This is a genomic window from Variovorax sp. 10N412 (genome assembly GCF_056394985.1).
The window spans coordinates 1-17,363 of the sequence record NZ_JBFTIO010000020.1; the positions used below are offsets into that span (position 1 = coordinate 1).

General features: G+C 65.9%; 20 protein-coding genes. 6 read left to right on the forward strand and 14 right to left on the reverse strand.

The genetic code is table 11. The features are described from left to right. The 9 genes from AC1DJH_RS29135 to AC1DJH_RS29175 form a co-directional block, all read right to left on the reverse strand. Positions 1-182, reverse strand: a 182-nt coding sequence (locus AC1DJH_RS29135) for a GTP-binding protein (protein WP_478186549.1), incomplete at its 3' end; no start/stop codon positions are given. Positions 183-323: 141 nt separating this feature from the next. After that, positions 324-2,423 carry an elongation factor G gene (gene fusA, locus AC1DJH_RS29140; protein WP_435437669.1) on the reverse strand — a complete coding sequence of 700 codons (2,100 nt, stop codon included), beginning with the start codon at positions 2,421-2,423 and terminating at the stop codon, positions 324-326. Positions 2,424-2,519: 96 nt separating this feature from the next. Then, positions 2,520-2,993, reverse strand: a complete 474-nt coding sequence (rpsG, locus tag AC1DJH_RS29145) for a 30S ribosomal protein S7 (protein WP_101491328.1) — start codon at positions 2,991-2,993, stop codon at positions 2,520-2,522. A 146-nt stretch (positions 2,994-3,139) separates the two neighbouring features. After that, positions 3,140-3,517 carry a 30S ribosomal protein S12 gene (gene rpsL, locus AC1DJH_RS29150; RefSeq protein WP_013543948.1) on the reverse strand — a complete coding sequence of 126 codons (378 nt, stop codon included), beginning with the start codon at positions 3,515-3,517 and terminating at the stop codon, positions 3,140-3,142. A 194-nt stretch (positions 3,518-3,711) separates the two neighbouring features. After that, positions 3,712-4,881 carry a D-alanyl-D-alanine carboxypeptidase family protein gene (locus tag AC1DJH_RS29155; protein WP_472121416.1) on the reverse strand — a complete coding sequence of 390 codons (1,170 nt, stop codon included), beginning with the start codon at positions 4,879-4,881 and terminating at the stop codon, positions 3,712-3,714. A 36-nt stretch (positions 4,882-4,917) separates the two neighbouring features. Further along, positions 4,918-5,550, reverse strand: a complete 633-nt coding sequence (locus AC1DJH_RS29160; RefSeq protein ID WP_478188070.1) for an alpha/beta hydrolase — start codon at positions 5,548-5,550, stop codon at positions 4,918-4,920. A 45-nt stretch (positions 5,551-5,595) separates the two neighbouring features. Beyond that, the gene (locus AC1DJH_RS29165; protein WP_435437666.1) at positions 5,596-5,949 is read right to left on the reverse strand and encodes a (2Fe-2S) ferredoxin domain-containing protein; all 354 of its coding nucleotides are present in this window, start codon (positions 5,947-5,949) and stop codon (positions 5,596-5,598) included. Between the two features lie 62 nt (positions 5,950-6,011). Then, positions 6,012-7,139 (reverse strand): VanZ family protein, encoded by a 1,128-nt coding sequence (locus AC1DJH_RS29170; RefSeq protein WP_478188071.1) that lies wholly within the window; start codon positions 7,137-7,139, stop codon positions 6,012-6,014. Between the two features lie 14 nt (positions 7,140-7,153). Then, complete coding sequence (locus AC1DJH_RS29175; protein ID WP_478188072.1) at positions 7,154-7,582, reverse strand: CopD family protein; 429 nt, start codon at positions 7,580-7,582, stop codon at positions 7,154-7,156. A gap of 369 nt (positions 7,583-7,951) precedes the next feature. Here AC1DJH_RS29175 and hemB point away from each other — a divergent pair, with 369 nt between their 5' ends. Together hemB and AC1DJH_RS29185 are read left to right on the forward strand one after the other, a co-directional pair. Further along, positions 7,952-8,938, forward strand: coding sequence for a porphobilinogen synthase (hemB, locus tag AC1DJH_RS29180; protein ID WP_478188073.1), 987 nt, complete (start codon positions 7,952-7,954; stop codon positions 8,936-8,938). 18 nt (positions 8,939-8,956) lie between these two features. Beyond that, positions 8,957-10,117 (forward strand): magnesium transporter CorA family protein, encoded by a 1,161-nt coding sequence (locus AC1DJH_RS29185; RefSeq protein ID WP_478188074.1) that lies wholly within the window; start codon positions 8,957-8,959, stop codon positions 10,115-10,117. 92 nt (positions 10,118-10,209) lie between these two features. Here AC1DJH_RS29185 and AC1DJH_RS29190 read toward each other — a convergent pair whose 3' ends face one another. Together AC1DJH_RS29190 and AC1DJH_RS29195 are read right to left on the reverse strand one after the other, a co-directional pair. Further along, entirely contained in the window at positions 10,210-10,578 is a 369-nt protein-coding gene (locus tag AC1DJH_RS29190; protein ID WP_472121434.1) for a DUF4148 domain-containing protein, read from the reverse strand. A 214-nt stretch (positions 10,579-10,792) separates the two neighbouring features. Continuing rightward, positions 10,793-11,119 carry an alpha/beta hydrolase gene (locus tag AC1DJH_RS29195; protein WP_478188075.1) on the reverse strand — a complete coding sequence of 109 codons (327 nt, stop codon included), beginning with the start codon at positions 11,117-11,119 and terminating at the stop codon, positions 10,793-10,795. Positions 11,120-11,255: 136 nt separating this feature from the next. Here AC1DJH_RS29195 and AC1DJH_RS29200 point away from each other — a divergent pair, with 136 nt between their 5' ends. After that, the gene (locus AC1DJH_RS29200; protein WP_435445377.1) at positions 11,256-12,170 is read left to right on the forward strand and encodes a LysR family transcriptional regulator; all 915 of its coding nucleotides are present in this window, start codon (positions 11,256-11,258) and stop codon (positions 12,168-12,170) included. A 42-nt stretch (positions 12,171-12,212) separates the two neighbouring features. Here the strand turns inward: AC1DJH_RS29200 and AC1DJH_RS29205 are convergent, their stop codons facing one another. Together AC1DJH_RS29205 and AC1DJH_RS29210 are read right to left on the reverse strand one after the other, a co-directional pair. Continuing rightward, positions 12,213-12,896, reverse strand: coding sequence for a dienelactone hydrolase family protein (locus AC1DJH_RS29205; protein ID WP_435437658.1), 684 nt, complete (start codon positions 12,894-12,896; stop codon positions 12,213-12,215). A 52-nt stretch (positions 12,897-12,948) separates the two neighbouring features. Then, positions 12,949-13,554, reverse strand: coding sequence for a 2-hydroxychromene-2-carboxylate isomerase (locus AC1DJH_RS29210; protein ID WP_435488088.1), 606 nt, complete (start codon positions 13,552-13,554; stop codon positions 12,949-12,951). A 72-nt stretch (positions 13,555-13,626) separates the two neighbouring features. Between AC1DJH_RS29210 and AC1DJH_RS29215 the strand changes: the two genes are divergently transcribed. Both AC1DJH_RS29215 and AC1DJH_RS29220 read left to right on the forward strand, forming a co-directional pair. Beyond that, positions 13,627-14,373 carry an SDR family oxidoreductase gene (locus AC1DJH_RS29215; protein ID WP_435488087.1) on the forward strand — a complete coding sequence of 249 codons (747 nt, stop codon included), beginning with the start codon at positions 13,627-13,629 and terminating at the stop codon, positions 14,371-14,373. Positions 14,374-14,377: 4 nt separating this feature from the next. Beyond that, positions 14,378-15,031 (forward strand): MarC family protein, encoded by a 654-nt coding sequence (locus AC1DJH_RS29220; RefSeq protein ID WP_435488086.1) that lies wholly within the window; start codon positions 14,378-14,380, stop codon positions 15,029-15,031. Here AC1DJH_RS29220 and AC1DJH_RS29225 read toward each other — a convergent pair whose 3' ends face one another. Next, complete coding sequence (locus AC1DJH_RS29225; protein ID WP_478188076.1) at positions 15,032-15,985, reverse strand: LysR family transcriptional regulator; 954 nt, start codon at positions 15,983-15,985, stop codon at positions 15,032-15,034. Positions 15,986-16,129: 144 nt separating this feature from the next. Here AC1DJH_RS29225 and AC1DJH_RS29230 point away from each other — a divergent pair, with 144 nt between their 5' ends. Beyond that, the gene (locus AC1DJH_RS29230) at positions 16,130-17,335 is read left to right on the forward strand and encodes a pyridoxal phosphate-dependent aminotransferase (RefSeq protein WP_478188077.1); all 1,206 of its coding nucleotides are present in this window, start codon (positions 16,130-16,132) and stop codon (positions 17,333-17,335) included. Positions 17,336-17,363: the final 28 nt, after the last annotated feature.

Genomic DNA, 17,363 nt, shown 5'->3' on the forward strand with positions numbered 1-17,363 from the left:
ATGCCGCGGGCCTTTTCTTCAGGCGCTGCGTCGATCTGGTCGTAGGCCTTGGCTTCGCCGCCGAACTTGGCCGACAGCACCGTAGCGATCGCAGCCGTCAGCGTGGTCTTGCCGTGGTCGACGTGACCGATCGTGCCCACGTTGACGTGGGGCTTGGTGCGGGTGAATTTACCTTTTGCCATTTTTCAATCCTTGAAAGAGCACTGCCCGTGATGGGTTTAATGTCTGCATCGCGTTGCTGATTCCTTCGCCACGGGCAGCGGAGGGCACACGATCGCAGACAAGAAGGGCCGCGCACTGCGCGGCCCCGCATTCTTGAAAACTTACTTGGCGCGAGCAGCCACGATGGCTTCGGCAACGTTACGGGGAGCTTCGGCATAGTGCTTGAACTCCATCGTGTACGTTGCGCGGCCTTGCGACATCGAGCGCAGCGTGGTCGAGTAGCCGAACATTTCCGACAGCGGCACTTCGGCCTTGATGGACTTGCCGCCACCGATCATGTCGTCCATGCCTTGCACCATGCCGCGACGCGAGGACAGGTCGCCCATCACGTTGCCGGCGTAGTCTTCAGGCGTTTCGACTTCCACTGCCATCATCGGCTCCAGGATCACGGGGCTCGCCTTGCGGGCGCCTTCCTTGAAACCGAAGATCGCGGCCATCTTGAACGCCATTTCGTTCGAGTCCACGTCGTGGTACGAGCCGAAGTGCAGCGTGACCTTGACGTCCACGACGGGGTAGCCCGCCAGCACGCCTTGCGTCAGCGCTTCCACAACGCCCTTTTCCACTGCGGGGATGTATTCGCGAGGAACCACACCGCCCTTGATGGCGTCGACGAACTCGAAGCCCTTGCCCGCTTCTTGCGGCTCGAGCTTCAGGATGACGTGGCCGTACTGGCCCTTGCCGCCCGACTGGCGAACGAACTTGCCTTCGGCGTCTTCGACGGTCTTGCGGATCGTTTCGCGGTAGGCCACTTGCGGCTTGCCCACGTTGGCTTCCACGCCGAATTCGCGCTTCATGCGGTCCACGATGATTTCAAGGTGGAGCTCGCCCATGCCGGCGATGATGGTCTGGCCCGATTCTTCGTCGGTCTTGACGCGGAACGAAGGATCTTCCTGAGCCAGGCGTTGCAGGGCGATGCCCATCTTTTCCTGGTCGGCCTTGGTCTTGGGCTCAACGGCCTGCGAGATCACCGATTCCGGGAACACCATGCGCTCGAGCGTCACGATGGCCGACGGATCGCACAGGGTTTCGCCCGTGGTCACTTCCTTCAGGCCCACGCAGGCGGCGATGTCGCCGGCGCGGATTTCGTTGACTTCTTCGCGGTTGTTCGCGTGCATCTGCACGATACGGCCGATACGCTCTTTCTTGCCGCGCACCGGGTTGTAGACGCTGTCGCCCTTGGTCAGCACGCCGGAGTAGACGCGCACGAAGGTCAGCTGGCCCACGAACGGGTCGGTCATCAGCTTGAATGCCAGGGCCGAGAACTTCTCGCTGTCGTCAGCCTTGCGGATCACGGGCGCTTCGTCTTCGTCCAGGCCATTGACCGGAGGAATGTCGGTCGGAGCGGGCATGTATTCGACGACGGCGTCGAGCATGGCCTGCACGCCCTTGTTCTTGAAGGCCGAGCCGCACAGCATCGGCTGGATTTCGCCGGCGATGGTGCGCTGGCGAATGGCCGCCTTGATTTCTTCCTCGGTCAGCTCGTTGCCTTCGAGGTACTTGTTCATCAGCTCTTCGCTGGCTTCGGCAGCCGCTTCGACGAGCTTTTCGCGGTATTCGTTGCAGACGTCGGTCAGGTTGGCGGGGATCTCGCCGTACTGGAAGGTCACGCCCTTGTCTTCGTCCCAGATGATCGCCTTCATCTTCACGAGGTCGACGATGCCCTGGAAGTGCTCTTCGGCACCGATCGGGATCTGGATCACGACGGGGTTGGCCTTCAGGCGGTCCACCATCATCTGGCGCACGCGCAGGAAGTCGGCGCCGGTACGGTCCATCTTGTTGACGAACGCGAGACGGGGCACCTTGTACTTGTTGGCCTGGCGCCAGACGGTTTCCGACTGGGGCTGCACGCCACCGACGGCGTCGTACACCATCACGGCACCGTCCAGCACGCGCATCGAGCGCTCGACTTCAATGGTGAAGTCCACGTGGCCGGGGGTGTCGATGATGTTGATGCGGTGTTCGTCGAACTTGCCAGCCATGCCCTTCCAGAAGCAGGTGGTGGCAGCGGACGTGATCGTGATGCCGCGCTCTTGCTCTTGCTCCATCCAGTCCATCGTGGCGGCGCCGTCGTGCACTTCACCGATCTTGTGGTTCACACCGGTGTAGAACAGGATACGTTCGGTCGTCGTGGTCTTGCCGGCGTCGATGTGCGCGGAGATGCCGATGTTGCGGTAGCGCTCGATGGGGGTCTTGCGGGACATGATTTACTTTCGGGTTGAAATGCGTTGAGCGCTGGGCCCCGAGCACGGGCACAACGCCCGACACTCGACACCCAACGCCCAAGCGAAGTTTGATTTTTAGAAGCGGAAGTGGCTGAATGCCCGATTGGCTTCTGCCATGCGGTGCACTTCGTCGCGCTTCTTCATGGCACCGCCACGGCCTTCCGTGGCTTCCATCAGTTCGTTGGCCAGACGCAGGGCCATCGACTTTTCACCGCGCTTGCGGGCAGCTTCCTTGATCCAGCGCATCGACAGGGCGAGGCGACGCACAGGACGCACTTCGACCGGCACTTGATAGTTCGCACCGCCCACGCGGCGCGACTTCACTTCGACCATCGGCTTCACGTTGTTGATGGCAACGGTGAAAGCTTCGAGAGGGTCCTTGTCCGGGTTCTTCTTTTCGATGAACTCGAGGGCACCGTAGATGATGCGCTCGGCAACAGCCTTCTTGCCGCCTTCCATGATCACGTTCATGAACTTCGACAGCTCGACATTGCCGTACTTGGGATCCGGCAGGATTTCACGTTTGGGGACTTCGCGACGACGTGGCATTTTTTAACCTCTTTGCTTCAGTTGGCACCGTTTCCGGTACCGCGAGAGCCAGTCAGGACTCTCACTTACTCGACCCGACATTGGGTCACTTCGTTCGATGTGCCAGCCAAGGCAACCGAACACCGCTTGTTTTTCGACAGAAAGGCTTAAGCCTTCTTAGGACGCTTCGCGCCGTACTTGGAACGCGACTGCTTGCGGTCTTTCACGCCTTGCAAGTCGAGCGAACCGCGCACGATGTGGTAACGCACACCGGGCAAGTCCTTGACACGACCGCCGCGAACCAGCACGACGCTGTGTTCCTGCAGGTTGTGGCCTTCGCCGCCGATGTAGGAGATGACTTCGAAGCCATTGGTCAAACGGACCTTGGCAACTTTACGAAGCGCCGAGTTGGGCTTCTTTGGCGTCGTGGTGTAGACGCGGGTGCAGACACCGCGACGTTGCGGCGAGTTCTGCATGGCAGGGCTCTTCGAATTGATCTTTTCGACCGTTCGACCCTGACGCACCAGTTGATTGATGGTTGGCATGAATGAATAAGTCCCAAAACGCCCCGGCCCTGGTGGTGAAACCGCCCCTGTCGTGACGCAGGGAAGCCGGGAGATGACGAAAACGTGAAACCCTTCGGAAAATTCCGAAAAGCCCACGAGTATAGCAAACAAGCTTGAAACAGCAAAGCCCGCGCGACGCTATTGCGCCGAAGGCCCCGGGGCCGCCCGCAGGCTTACTTGATCCAGAGACGCACGGCGTCCCACGCACGGCCAAGAATCCCGGCCTGCTCCACCGCTTCCAGGGCCACCAGCGGCACGTCGGCCACCGGCTGGTCGTCCAGCGTGACCTTGAGCGAGCCGACCGACTGGTACTTGGTGAAGGGCGCCACCAGCGGATCGGGCCGCGACACCTGCGTCTTGATCTTGCTGGCGCTGCCGGCAGGCACGGCAACCACGATGGCTTCGGGGCGGCCCAGCTTCAGCGTGTCGGCCGCGCCCTTCCAGACCGCCGGAGTGGCGACCGGTTGGCCGGCGTCGAACAGGCGAACGGCGTCGTAGGCGGTGTAACCCCAGTTCAGCAGCTTCTGCGACTCGTTGGCCCGCGCCGTCTCGCCCGCAGCGCCCAGCACGATCGACAGAAGGCGCCGCCCGCCCGTCAGGTTGGGGAAGTCGCGCCTGGCGGTGGCGATCATGCAGTAGCCGGCGGCTTCCGTATGGCCGGTCTTCAGCCCGTCGACGGTCGGGTCGCGGAACAGCAGCAGGTTGCGGTTGGTGTCGTTGGTCGACGGCGTGCCCGGGTAGCGGTACTTCTTGATCGCGTAGTACTTGGCTTCTTCGGGGAAGTCACGGACCAGCCGGGTCGCCAGGATGCTCAGGTCGCGGGCCGTGGTCGTGTGGCCCGGTGCCGTCAGGCCTTCAGGGTTCTTGTAGCTGGTGTTCTTCATGCCCAGGGCCTTGGCCTGGGCATTCATCAGCTCGACGAAGTGCTCCACCGTGCCGCCCACGCCTTCGGCCAGCACCACCGTGGCGTCGTTGCCCGACTGCACGATCAGCCCCTTGATCAGGTCCTCCACCGGCACCTGCATCTTGGGGTCGATGAACATGCGCGAGCCGGGCATCTTCCAGGCGCGCGGGCTGACCGGAAGCGTCTGCGTCAGCGTGATCTTCTTGGCCCGCAGCGCGTCGAAAACGATGTACGCCGACATCAGCTTGGTCAGCGAGGCCGGCTCGACGGGGCTGTCGATGTCCTTCTGCGCCAGGATCTGGTTCGCGGTCACATCCATCAGCAGGTAGCTGCGCGCGGCGATCTCGGGCGGTGCCGGCACTTGGGCTGCGGCGATCAGGCTGACGGATGCGAAGGCGGCAAAGACCAGCGCACGGAGCGCGCCAACAAAACGATTCATGGGAGTTGGAAAGACGAAAACAAGCCTGCGAGGCTTTCAGACAATGCCCGCGCGCAGATGGCGGGCAACGAGACTTTTGAGCAGCGGCAATTGTCCGTGAAAGAAGTGGCCGCCCCCGGGGATGACTGTGACAGGAAGTGACTGCGGGCGCGCCCAGTCCATCACGGCGGACAGCGCCACCGTATCGTCCGCCTCGCCGTGGACCACCAGCGCGCGCTCGTGCGCTTCGGGCGGCAGCGCGGGCACGGTGTTGCGCGCCGCGGCCGTACCGACCAGCACGATCTGCCGCAGGTCGCGCTCGCTCCAGAGCTGCTGGACCGCACCGCTCGCAACGAAGGCGCCGAACGAGAAACCGGCGATCGCCAACGGACCTTCGGGGGCCAGTTGACCCACGACATCCAGCATGTCTTCGAGCTCGCCGCGCCCTTCGTCGTGCACGCCCTCGCTGGCGCCCACGCCACGGAAATTGAAACGCACCGTGGTCCACCCGCAAGCGACGAAGGCACGCGCCAGGGTCTGCACGACCTTGTTGTCCATGGTGCCGCCGAACAGCGGATGCGGATGGGCGATCACGGCAATGCCGCGCGCGGCTTCGGCAGGCTGGTCGCGCTGGACCTCGATTGCGCCGGCGGCGCCCTGGAGGCTGAGTTTTTCGGTCAGGGAGTTCATTGGCACAAGGTACGCGCGGTACGAGCGGAGGCGTATCGGAAAAGTTCAGCGGCCGACATCGGCCGGCAGCACCAGGCGCTCGACGACCTTGCCGTTCTTCAGGTGCGACTCGACGATCTCGTCGATGTCCTCGCCGTCGACGAAGGTGTACCAGACGGCCTCGGGGTAAACAACCGCCACCGGCCCGCCCGCACAGCGGTCGAGGCAGCCGGCCTTGTTGACGCGCACCTTGCCGGGCCCGGACAGGCCCTCGGCCTTGACCTTCGCCTTGCAGCGGTCGAAGCCTTCCTGCGCGTTGTGCAGGGCGCAGGAGTCTTCGCCGTTCTTGCGCTCGTTGAGGCAGAAGAAGATGTGGCGGCCGTAGTAGCCGGACGGTGTGGCGGGGGTGGGGCTGGACATCGACCGATTTTAGTGACCGGTCCTCCACGCCGGCCGTGTCCTGACCCCCGCGCCCCTCGCTCTCATGCCGTCGTGCCGCCGTCCGGCCGGCTCCGGCGCGACAGTGCCGCCATCACGTACGCCAGCACCGCGAACGGCCACACCCACCCCAGCCACTGCGCCAGCCCGTGGAAGCGAATGAAGCGCCCCTGCTCCCAGGTGGCCAGCGTCTGTGCGAAGTACGCGCTCTCGGGCGCCTGGTTCAACAGGCTCAGTTGCAACACGAGCCCCACCAGCAGCAAGGCCGCGCAAAGGCGGCGCGGCGCGAACAGCAGCAGCACGCCGGCAAACAGCGCGGCGGCCATGCCGACCTGCACCGGCAGGTCGAGCCATGCCCAGGCATGGTCGGGCCCGTAGCTCAGCGCCGCGGACAACGCGGATGCCGCAAGGCCGCTCAGCAGGATCAACGGCAGCAGAACGGCGCGCTGCACCACCGAGCGCGCCACCAGGTAGCCCAGCAGGCACGGCACCAGCGCCCCCAGCAGCACGCACAACAGCTCGACCGCGGGCACCAGCGGCTCCAGTTCGAACTGGCGCATGGGCAGCCAGTCGATGAAAGGCGTGTCGAGCAGCCACTCGGAGATGGCCGCCTCGAGCCGCTCGAAGACCTGCCCCAACCCGAAAGTGACGGCCGCCGGGAACAGCAGCGCGAACGGCCAGAGCGCCAGCAGCACCAGGCCGCCGCGCGCATCCTCGACGAACCACTGTGAGCGCGCCCGGCTCCAGTGCGCGACCGCGCCCATCCGCTCGAGCCCCGCCGCCAGCACCGCGCCCAGAACGGCACCCGTGGTGTTCAGTCCCAGGTCCACATTCGAAGGAATGCGCGCCGGCAGGTAGCTCTGCAGGGTTTCCATGGCAAAGGCGATGGCCGCCCCCGCCGCGGTGGCACGCAGCAACGCACGCCACACGCCGGCGCCCGGGCGCGTGCGCAGCACCACCAGCGCGCACAGGAACCCGAAGGGCACGTAGCCCGCGACGTTGATCGCGAAGTCGAAGCCCGTCCAGTACTTGGGCCAGGGCGCCGACAGGTAGGCCCAGGGGGCGATCCCCTGGTCTCGCCAGTCGGCAAAGGGGTACAGGCTGGCGTAGACGATCAGCGCCGCATAGGCGAGCGCAAGGGGAAGCGCAGCGGACTTGTGCGGTCTCTCCACCGTGCGCACCGGGCTCAGAACGGCTTCACGACCACCAGAATCACGATCAGCAGCAGCAACACCACCGGCAGCTCGTTGAACCAGCGGAACCAGCGGTCGCTGCGCCGGTTCTGGCCCGCCACGAAGCGGCGCAGCAGCACGCCGCAGCCATGGTGGTAGCCGATGGCCACCAGCACCAGCGCCAGCTTGGCGTGCATCCATGCATTGCCCGGCCCGCGGCCGATGCCGTAGCCCAACCAGAGCCACAGGCCGAACCCGATCGCGGGAACCGCCAGCATCGTGGTGAACCGCATGAGCTTGCGCGCCATCAGCAGCAGCCGCTCGCGCTCGGCCACCGACTCGGGCGGCACCATGGCAAGGTTGACGAAGATCCGGGGCAGGTAGAACAGCCCTGCGAACCAGCTGGCGATGAAGACGATGTGAAGTGATTTGACCCAGAGCATGCGGGCCAGTTTAGTGGCGCACCTCGCACCACCCCCCGGTTTTGCCCACGCGCGCCCGGACGACAGGCAAAAAAAAGCCCGACGTCTGCACGTCGGGCTGGGAAGCCCTTTTGCTGTCACACATCAAGGCACCCGCTCAGGGAGGAAAAGCGGGGAGCGGCAAGCCGCTCGCTTCAGAATTTAACAAAGACGAAACAAGGTTTCAAGCGAATGAGGCATTTTCTTTAACATTTCAAACAAAAAAATGAGAACCTTGGTTCTATGGTTTTCCGTAGTTGTCGGACAACTGGACGCTTGGCGCAAAGTGCCCCGGAATGTGGCTTCAGGCACAATTTTGGGCTTATGACGTTTTCCACTTCTCCCCTGGCCATGTTTCCCGCCGGTCGGCCGCGTCGCATGCGCCGCGACGCATTCACCCGCAACCTGGTGCGAGAGCATGCGCTCACTGCTCATGACCTGATCTATCCGGTGTTCGTGCAGGAAGGCGAGAAGCGCCGCGATGCCGTCGCTTCCATGCCCGGGGTCGATCGCCTGAGCCTCGACCTGCTTCTGCCGGTGGCCGAGCAGTGCGTGAAAGCCGGCATTCCGGTGATGGCGCTGTTCCCCGTGATCGACGCCGGCCTGAAGACCCCCAACGGCGACGAGGCCTTCAACCCCGACGGGCTGATTCCCCGCGTGGTGGCGGCCCTGAAGGCGCGCTTTCCCGAACTGGGCGTGATGACCGACGTCGCGCTCGACCCCTACACCAGCCACGGCCAGGACGGCCTGCTCGACGACACCGGCTACATCCTCAACGAGCCGACCATCGAGGTGCTGGTGAAGCAGGCGCTCGCCCAATCGCAGGCCGGCGTGGACATCGTGGCGCCCAGCGACATGATGGACGGGCGCATCGGCGCCATCCGCACCGCGCTCGAAGCCCGCGGCGACATCCACACGCGAATCATGGCCTACAGCGCCAAGTACGCCAGCGCCTTCTACGGCCCCTTCCGCGACGCCGTCGGCTCGGCCTCCATGCTGGGCAAGGGCGACAAGAAGGTCTACCAGATGGACCCCGGCAACAGCGACGAGGCCCTGCGCGAAGTGGCGCTCGACATTGCCGAAGGCGCCGACATGGTGATGGTGAAGCCCGGCATGCCCTACCTGGACATCGTGCGCCGCGTGAAGGACGAGTTCCATGTGCCGACCTTCGCCTACCAAGTGAGCGGCGAGTACGCCATGCTCAAGGCCGCCGCGCAGAACGGCTGGCTCGACCACGACGCCGTGGTGCTCGAAAGCCTGCTGGCCTTCAAGCGCGCCGGCGCCGACGGCGTGCTGACCTATTTCGCGCTCGACGCCGCCCGGCTGCTGCAGAAGTAGCAGCGCGCTGGCACCGGCATGCGCATCTTCGAAATCAACCGCTCGCAGGTCAGCGAGCACCCTGCGCTGGCACCGCTGGGCGTGCCGGGCGCGTGCGGCGCCGGCGGCTATCTCTGGATCTCGCTCACCCGCGAGGAATTCCGCGGCTCGCTGGCCGAGGTGCAGCAGATCCTGCAGACCCTGTGCCTGACACAGCTGGTCGACCTGCACGTGGCCGACCTGCTCAACGACCAATTGCCGTCGCACTACGACTACACCTCGCTGTACGACGTGCTGGTGTTTCGGCGACTGGCGAACGGGCAAGGGCAAGACCAGAACCAGGCGGCAGCGGGCAACGGCAGCGAGACTCGCCCAGGGCCGCCCCCACCCCGCAGCGGCCCGCCGGTGCTGCGCCGCGTGGACACCCGCCCGGTCGGCTTCGCCGTGTTCGACCGGGTGCTGCTCTCCGTGCACCCTGAAGACGGCGCGGTGCGCGACAGCTTCGCCGCGCGGCTGCTGGCCGCCGGCTCGCCCGACGGCCGCGGCGCCCCGGCGCTCGACGCGCGTGCCACGTCGGCCCGCCTGCCGGCCAGCCCGTCGGACCTGATGCTGCGCGTCATCAACCAGATCGTCGACGGCTACCTCGACCTGCGGCGCGAACTCACCAGGCAGCTCGACCACTGGCAGACCGAGCTGATCGACCCGCGCAGCCGCTTCACCAACTGGGGCGCGCTGATGGAAGCGCGCCAGTCGCTGCACCACCTCGACGAGATCTGCGAGGACCAGCGCGCCGCCATGCAGGACTGGATCGACTCGCTCGAGACGCTGCCCCCGCCCAAGGGCGAAGCGGAGCAGCGCGAGCGCGAGCTCATCCTGATCCGCAGCCGCGACGTGCTCGAGCACATCGAGCGCGTGGTGCACCACGTGCACCGGCTGGAGCAGAACGCGGAAACGGCGGTGCAGATGCACTTCAGCGTGCAGGGCCACCGCGCCAACGACATCATGCGGGTGCTCACGGTGCTCACCGCCGTGTTCCTGCCGCTCAACCTGATTGCCGGCATCTTCGGCATGAACTTCGAGTTCATCCCGCTGGTGCACAAGGCCGACGGCTTCTGGATCGCGATGACGTCCATGCTGGTCATCGCGGTGCTGCTGGTCCTGATCTTCTGGCGCAAGCGCTACCTGGCGCGCACGCGCTGAGCGCACGCCGACCGGCCACCCAAAAGAAAGAGGGCCACGCTTTTGCGTGGCCCTCTTTTGATTTCGGCGAAGCCCCGAAGGGCCTGCTTCAATTACTTGGCGGTTGCGCCCGTGCCTTGCTGGGCTTGAACGCGTGCGTCCATCGGATGCTGCATGGTCGAGATGACCTTGCTGTTCACGCGCGAACCCGAGCTCACGTTCTGGTCCGGCGCGTAGGCGGTGCGAACGGCTTCGGCTTCGACCAGCGAGCGGTCCTTCGACACGGCGACCGTTTCCGGGCCGCGCGAACCGCGGGTCACGTTCTGGTTCGGAGCCGATGCGGCGCGCACGGCTTCTGCGTTCACGTCGTCACGGCTCTTGGTCGAGACGGCGGTGTTCACGCCTTGGTACGTTTCAGCTTGGGCGCCGGTAGCGGCAAGCAGGGTCAGGGCGGCAGCGGCGATGATTTGCGAGGTCTTCATTGTCAGTTCTCCTAGTGTGTTCGGATGGTTCGTCCACCAGGCTTGCTGGTTCGCTTGCCTGTGCGGCGAGTTTCCGGGCGAACGGGCGCACCAGAACACGCCGTTCAGAGACACCGTGTTTCCTCTATTGAAACAATCGCGTCATGAAGGCATGCAAGCAACAAAAAGCCGGGCCCGGTTTGCACCGGCCCGGCCTGTCGAAGAGAGATTGGGGTCAGGGCCGTGCGGCCTTGAACTGCGGCGGCACTTCGCTGTTGACGAAGGCGCGGCGGTCCAGGTTCTGGTTCGGCGCGTGGGCGGCGGCCACCGCCTCGGCGCGGATCGACGCACGGTCACGCGAGCTTGGCCGCGACGTCAACGGCGCCGCGACGACGTCGCCATAGACATTGCCACCGCGGGCCGCGGCATCGGCACCCGCCAGGACATCGGCCCTGCCGGTCACGGACGCCAGCGGCTGCACCGGGGCAAAGCCCTGGGCCCGCGCGCCGGAGGCGGCGAGCAACGACAGGACAGCAGCGGCAATGAGTTTCGAGGTTTTCATTTCAGTTCTTTCCAACGACCCAACCTGGCTGGCGTCGTCGTCGGCGTGTAACCGAAGTGTCGCCCGAACCGGTCGGTAAAAACCCGGGAGAATCGAACCATCGCGTTCTCCAAACGGAAACAATGGGCTCATTCACATGGACAGTCTCGACCTGATCAGAACCTTCCGGGAAGTCGCCTCGCACGGCAGCTTTTCCCAGGCAGCCAAGAGGCTCGACATGTCGAAGGCCACCGTCAGCAAGTATGTGGCCGAGCTGGAAACACGCTTCGGCGTGCGCCTTCTCAACCGCTCCACGCGCTCCGTGAGCCTCACCGACGCCGGCCAGCTTTTGCTGGAGCGCAGCACCCCGATGCTCGAGATGATCGAGCTCACCCAGTCCGAGCTGCAGGACCGCGCCAGCCAGCCCGGCGGGCGGCTGCGCATCTCGGCCCCGCACGGCATGGGCAGCGGCGAGTTCCCGAACCTGCTGGCCGACTTCATGCGCTACTACCCCGACGTGACGATCAGCCTGCAGCTGACCAACCGCACCGTCGACCTGGCCGAGGAAGGCATCGACGTCGAACTGCGCAGCGGCCCCGTGGAAGACGCCAACCTCATCGTGCGCAAGCTGCGCCTCATGAACATGGTGGTGTGCGCCTCGCCGGTCTACTGGAAAAAGCACGGCAAGCCCGAGCATCCGCGCGACCTGGCCACCCACGAGGCGCTGACTTTCTCGCTGCTGGGCCAGCAGCCGGTCTGGCGCTTCGACGACAACGGCACGCCGCTCGACGTGCCGGTGAAAAGCCGCATGGACTGCACCGAGGGCGCGCCGCTGATCCGCGTGGCCATGCACGGCTTCGGCGTGATCTACCTGCCGTCGATCCTGGTGCAAACGCACCTGGACCATGGCGAACTGGTGCCGGTGCTGCAGGACTACGCGCGCAAGGACATGTGGCTGTCGGCCGCCTACCTGCAGCGGCGCCACAACAGCGCCGCGCTGCGCGCCCTGCTCGACTTCCTGCAGACCCGCGTGGGCCCGGGCAGCACGCCGCGCAAACCGAGCCACGCATGAAAAAACCCGGCAGCGCCGGGTTTTTTCATGGCGCCGCCGGGGTCAGCCGACGTGCTTGGCGAAGAACGCCAGCGTGCGCTCGCGCGCCAGCTTGGCCGCGTCGGCGTCGTAGGAGCCGCGCTGGTCGCAGTTGAAGCCGTGGCCGACCGGGTACACGTGCACTTCCACTTCGGGATGCGCCTTCTTGAAACTCTCGATGGTGTCCAGCGGAATCCAGTGGTCCTGGTTGCCGAAGTGCGCCAGCACCGGCACCTTCGGCTCGCGCGCCGTTTCTTCCGGCGAGGTCATGCCGCCGCCGTAGTACGGCGCAGCCGCCGCCAGGCCCGGCAGCAGTGCGGCAGAGCGCCACACCAGCAGGCCGCCCCAGCAGTAACCCACGATGCCGACCTTGCCGGCCTTCGATGCATAGGCGATCGACGCCTCGATGTCCTGCAGCACACCGGGCGCGGGCAGCGCCTCGACCGCGGTCTTCAGGCCGAAGCCGTTCTTCATGTCGTCGTCCGAGTAACCCAGCTCCACGCCGGCCTTCACGCGGTGGAAGGTCGCGGGTGCCACGGCCAGGTAGCCCTCGGCCGCATAGCCGTCGGCCACCGAACGGATGTGCGAGTTCACGCCGAAGATTTCCTGCACCACGACCACCGCGCCGCGCGGCTTGCCCGCAGGCTCGGCCACGTAGGCGGGGAAGGTGAAACCGTCCTTGGCGGTGAGATCGATGAATTGACCCATGTCGTCTTGCTCCTTGATGGCGAATCAATGAATGAATGCCGGGGTTGCTGAATTAAGGACGCAGGGCCCGCTCGACGAAGTCGAGCCGGTCCTGCCCCCAGAAGATTTCGCCGTCGATCACATAGCTCGGCGCGCCGAACACCTGGATGTCGATGGCCTCCTGCGTATAGGCCTCGTAGCGCTCCTGCACCGCCTGGCTCTGCGACTGCTCCGCGCGCTTGGCCGGCAGGCCGCATTCCGCGACCAGCGCGTCGAGCACGTTCGGGTCGCCGATGTTGCGCTCCTGCACCCACACGGCCGCGAACACCGCGGCGCACATGCGCAGCGCCGCCTCGGTGCCGTCGTGCAGGTCGACCGCGATGATGGCGCGTGCCGCGTCGTCACCCGCCACCGGGAAGAACTTGGGCTTGGGATTCAAAGGCAGGCCGAGATGGCGCGAAAAGCGCACCAGGTCGACCAGCCGGTAGGCCTGGCGCTGCGGCGCGCGCTTGCCCAGCGGCAGCCCGCCCGACACCGGGAACACGCTGCCCAGGTCGATCGGCCGCACGCGCACCGTGGCGCCGGCGGCCGCGGCAATCGCCGCGAAGCGGGAATGTCCCAGATAGGTCCACGGGCTCTGTGGCGCAAAGTAGTAGTCAACCGTCTTGCCGATGCTCATGCCTGTGTCCCCGATGATGTAATCCAGCCGACGGTTTTAACTGACACGCAGTTTCTCTGCAGGAGGTAGGTTTTGGACCAGGTGCTCTTGATCACGGGCGGCGGGCGCGGCATCGGTGCCGCCACCGCCTTGCTCGCCGCGAAGCGCGGCTACGCGGTGGCCGTCAACTACGCCAGCAACTCGCTGGCCGCCGACGAGGTGGTGCGCACCATCCGCACGGGCGGCGGCACCGCCATGGCGGTGCAGGCCGACGTGGGCGACGAGGCGCAGGTGCTCGCCATGTTCGAGAAGATCGACGCCAAGTTCGGCCGCCTCACCGCGCTGGTCAACAACGCTGGCGTGGTCGACGTGCAGGCGCGCGTCGACGAGATGAGCGTGGCCCGGCTGGAGCGCATGTTCCGCATCAACGTGATCGGCAGCTTCGTCTGCGCGCGCGAAGCCGTGCGCCGCATGAGCACGAAGCACGGCGGCGCGGGCGGCGCCATCGTCAACATCTCCAGCGGCGCGGCTCGGCTGGGCTCGCCCGGCCAGTACGTGGACTACGCCGCCAGCAAGGCGGCCATCGACACCTTCACCATCGGCCTGGCCAAGGAAGTGGCCGACGAGGGCATCCGGGTGAACGCGGTGCGCCCGGGCCTCATCGACACCGAGATCCATGCCTCCGGCGGCATGCCCGACCGCGCCTTCGAGCTGGCGCCCAGCGTGCCCATGAAGCGCACCGGCACCGCCGACGAGATCGCGGGTGCCATCCTGTGGCTGCTGTCCGCCGAGGCGAGCTACACCACCATGGCCCTGCTCGACGTCACCGGCGGACGGTAGTCGCATGAGCACCTCGATGGACCTCATCAAGCCGCTGGTCACGCTGGTGGCCATCGTCAACCCGCTGGCCATCGTGCCGTTCTTCATCCACTACACGCAGGGCTACAGCGACGCGCAGCGGCGCCACACGGTGCGCATGTCGGCCTTCAGCGCGTTCGTGGTCATCGCGGTGAGCGCGCTGCTCGGGCTGCAGCTGCTGTCGTTCTTCGGCATTTCCATCGCGAGCTTCCAGGTCGGCGGCGGCCTGCTGCTGCTCATGAGCTCGCTGTCGATGCTCAACGCCAAGCCGGCCGAGAGCAAGACCAACGTGGAGGAAATGCGCGCCACCGAGGTCAAGGCCTCGATGGGCGCCTCCATCGCGGTGGTGCCGCTCACCATTCCGCTGCTCACGGGCCCGGCCACCATCTCCACCGTGGTCATCTATGCCGAGAAGACGCAGCACCTGTGGGAGCTGGCCGTGCTGGTGGGCTACGGCGTGGTGGTGGCACTGGCCACGGCGCTGGCCTTCTCGCTCGCGCAACCCATCGCGCGCGTGCTCGGCAAGACGGGCATCAACATCATGACGCGGCTCATGGGCCTGATCCTGGCCGCGCTCGCGGTCGAGGTGATGGCCGACGGGCTCGGCAAGCTGTTTCCGATCCTGACGAAGGTGGCCTGATCAACCGGCGCCGCGTCGGCGGCGCGGCTTCGCGGCGGCAACGCCGCGCCCCTGTGCGTTCGCGCGCAACGAGAAATCGCAGGTCTCGGTGGCCAGCGCGACCATGCGCTCCAGCGCAGGGCTGAAGTTGTCGTTGCGGTAGACGGCGCTGTAGACCATGGGTGGCGGCATCGGGTCGCTGCGCACGATGCGCAGCAGCCCGGCCTCGATGTCCGGGCGCGCATAGTCCAGCGCGAGCTGGCTGATGCCGAAGCCGCTGATCGTCAGCTCGCGCAGCACCGTCGTGCTGTTGGTCGCGAAGACCTTGTTGAAGCGAAAGCCGTGTTCGGCCAGCCAGGGTTCGTAGAACTTGTTCTTGGCGGCACCGGTCGACTGCTCCAGGATCGGGTACAGCGCGAACTCGTGCGGCTTGAGCGCGCGCCGGGGCAGCTTCAGGCTCGGGCTGGCCATCCACAGGTCCTGCACCTGCCCCACCCTGGTGGTGGTGTACGCATGGCCCCAGAACGTGCCCGGCATGACCGCCAGATCGATCTTGTTCGACTCCAGGCCCTGGAACAGGGTCAGCCCGGCATCGATCACCGGCTCCAGCACGAGTTCGGGGTGCAGTTCCTGCAGCCGCTTGATGAAGCGAGTGAGCCATGTCATGGCGATCAGCTCGGTCACGCCGATGCGGAAGGTGCCGCGCAGCGTCTGGTCGGCGCTGACCTCGGTCTCGATGCGCTGCCACAGGCGCTGCGAGTCCTCGGCCAGCGGCAGCAGCTGGCGCCCGGCCTGCGTGATCTCCAGCCCGCGCGGCGTGCGGTGCAGCAAGGACACGCCCAGCGTGTCCTCCAGCTCGGCCACGCGCTTGGAGATGGCCGACTGGGTGGTGTGCAGCTTCTGCGCGGCGGCACTGAAGCTCTGGAGCCGGGCGCTGAAGCAAAAAGCCTCCAGCTGCTTGAAGGTCAGGTTCATTCCGAATCAATGTAACGCAGGCCGCGTGCCCAGGAAAAAAAGGAATGGCACCACCTGCCAATTTCTCGTTTGGCGCCTGAAAAGCGCCGCCGGATACTGCGCCCCACTCCTGCGCCACTTCTCACTTTCCACGCCCTTTCCCCCATGCTCCATATCGCCCCGCGCCTGCAGCGCATCAAGCCTTCGCCCAGTTCGATGGCCGGCCAGAAAGCCCGCGAACTTCGCGCCCAGGGCCGCGACATCGTCAGCCTCACCGCGGGCGAACCGGACTTCGAAACCCCGCAGCACATCAAGGAAGCGGCCAACCGCGCCATGGCCGAAGGACGCACGCGCTACACCGACGTGGGCGGCACGCCCGAGCTCAAGCAAGCCGTGGCGCACAAGTTCCGCACGGAGAACGGCCTGGACTACAAGTCCGACGAGATCATCGTCGGCACCGGCGCCAAGCAGGTGATCTTCAACGCACTGATGTGCACGGTCGGCAGCGGCGACGAGGTGATCGTTCCCGCGCCCTACTGGGTCTCGTACCCGGACATCGCGCTGCTCGCCGGCGGCGTCCCGGTGTTCGTGGACTGCCCGGCCGAGCGGGGCTTCAAGCTGCAACCCGCGGACCTGGAACGCGCCATCACGCCGCGCTCGCGCTGGCTGGTGCTGAACTCGCCCAACAACCCGAGCGGCGCCACCTACACGCGCGAAGAACTGCTCGCGCTGGCAGAGGTGCTCAAGCGCCACCCCCAGGTGTGGGTGCTGACCGATGACATCTACGAACACCTGGTCTACGAAGACCGCCGGTTCGCCACCATCGCCCAGGTGGCGCCCGAGCTGAAGGAGCGCACCCTCACCGTCAACGGCGTCTCCAAGGCCTATGCCATGACGGGTTGGCGCATCGGCTACGGCGGCGCGCCGGCCGCGCTGGTGAAAGCCATGGTCAAGCTGCAGTCGCAGAGCACCTCGGGCGCCAGCTCGCTCGGCCAGGCCGCCGCCGTGGCGGCACTGACGGGCCCGCAGGACTTCATCGCGTCCAACAGAAATGTCTTTCGGCAACGCCGCGACACCGTGGTGGCCGCGCTCAACGCGATCGACGGCATCCGGTGCCACGCGCCCGAAGGCGCGTTCTACGTGTTCGCCTCGTGCAGCGCCCTGTTCGGGTTGCGCACGCCGGGCGGCACGGTGCTGCGCAGCAGCGACGACTGGATCATGCATCTGCTCGACGCGCAGGACCTGGCGGCCCTGCAAGGCAGCGCCTACGGCGTGCCCTCGCACTTTCGCCTTTCGTTCGCCGCCTCGACCGAACACCTGCTCGAGGGTTGCCGCCGCATTGCGCAGGCGCGCGCCCAACTCGTTGCCTGACCTCACCGCTCCCTTCCACCTCACCTCA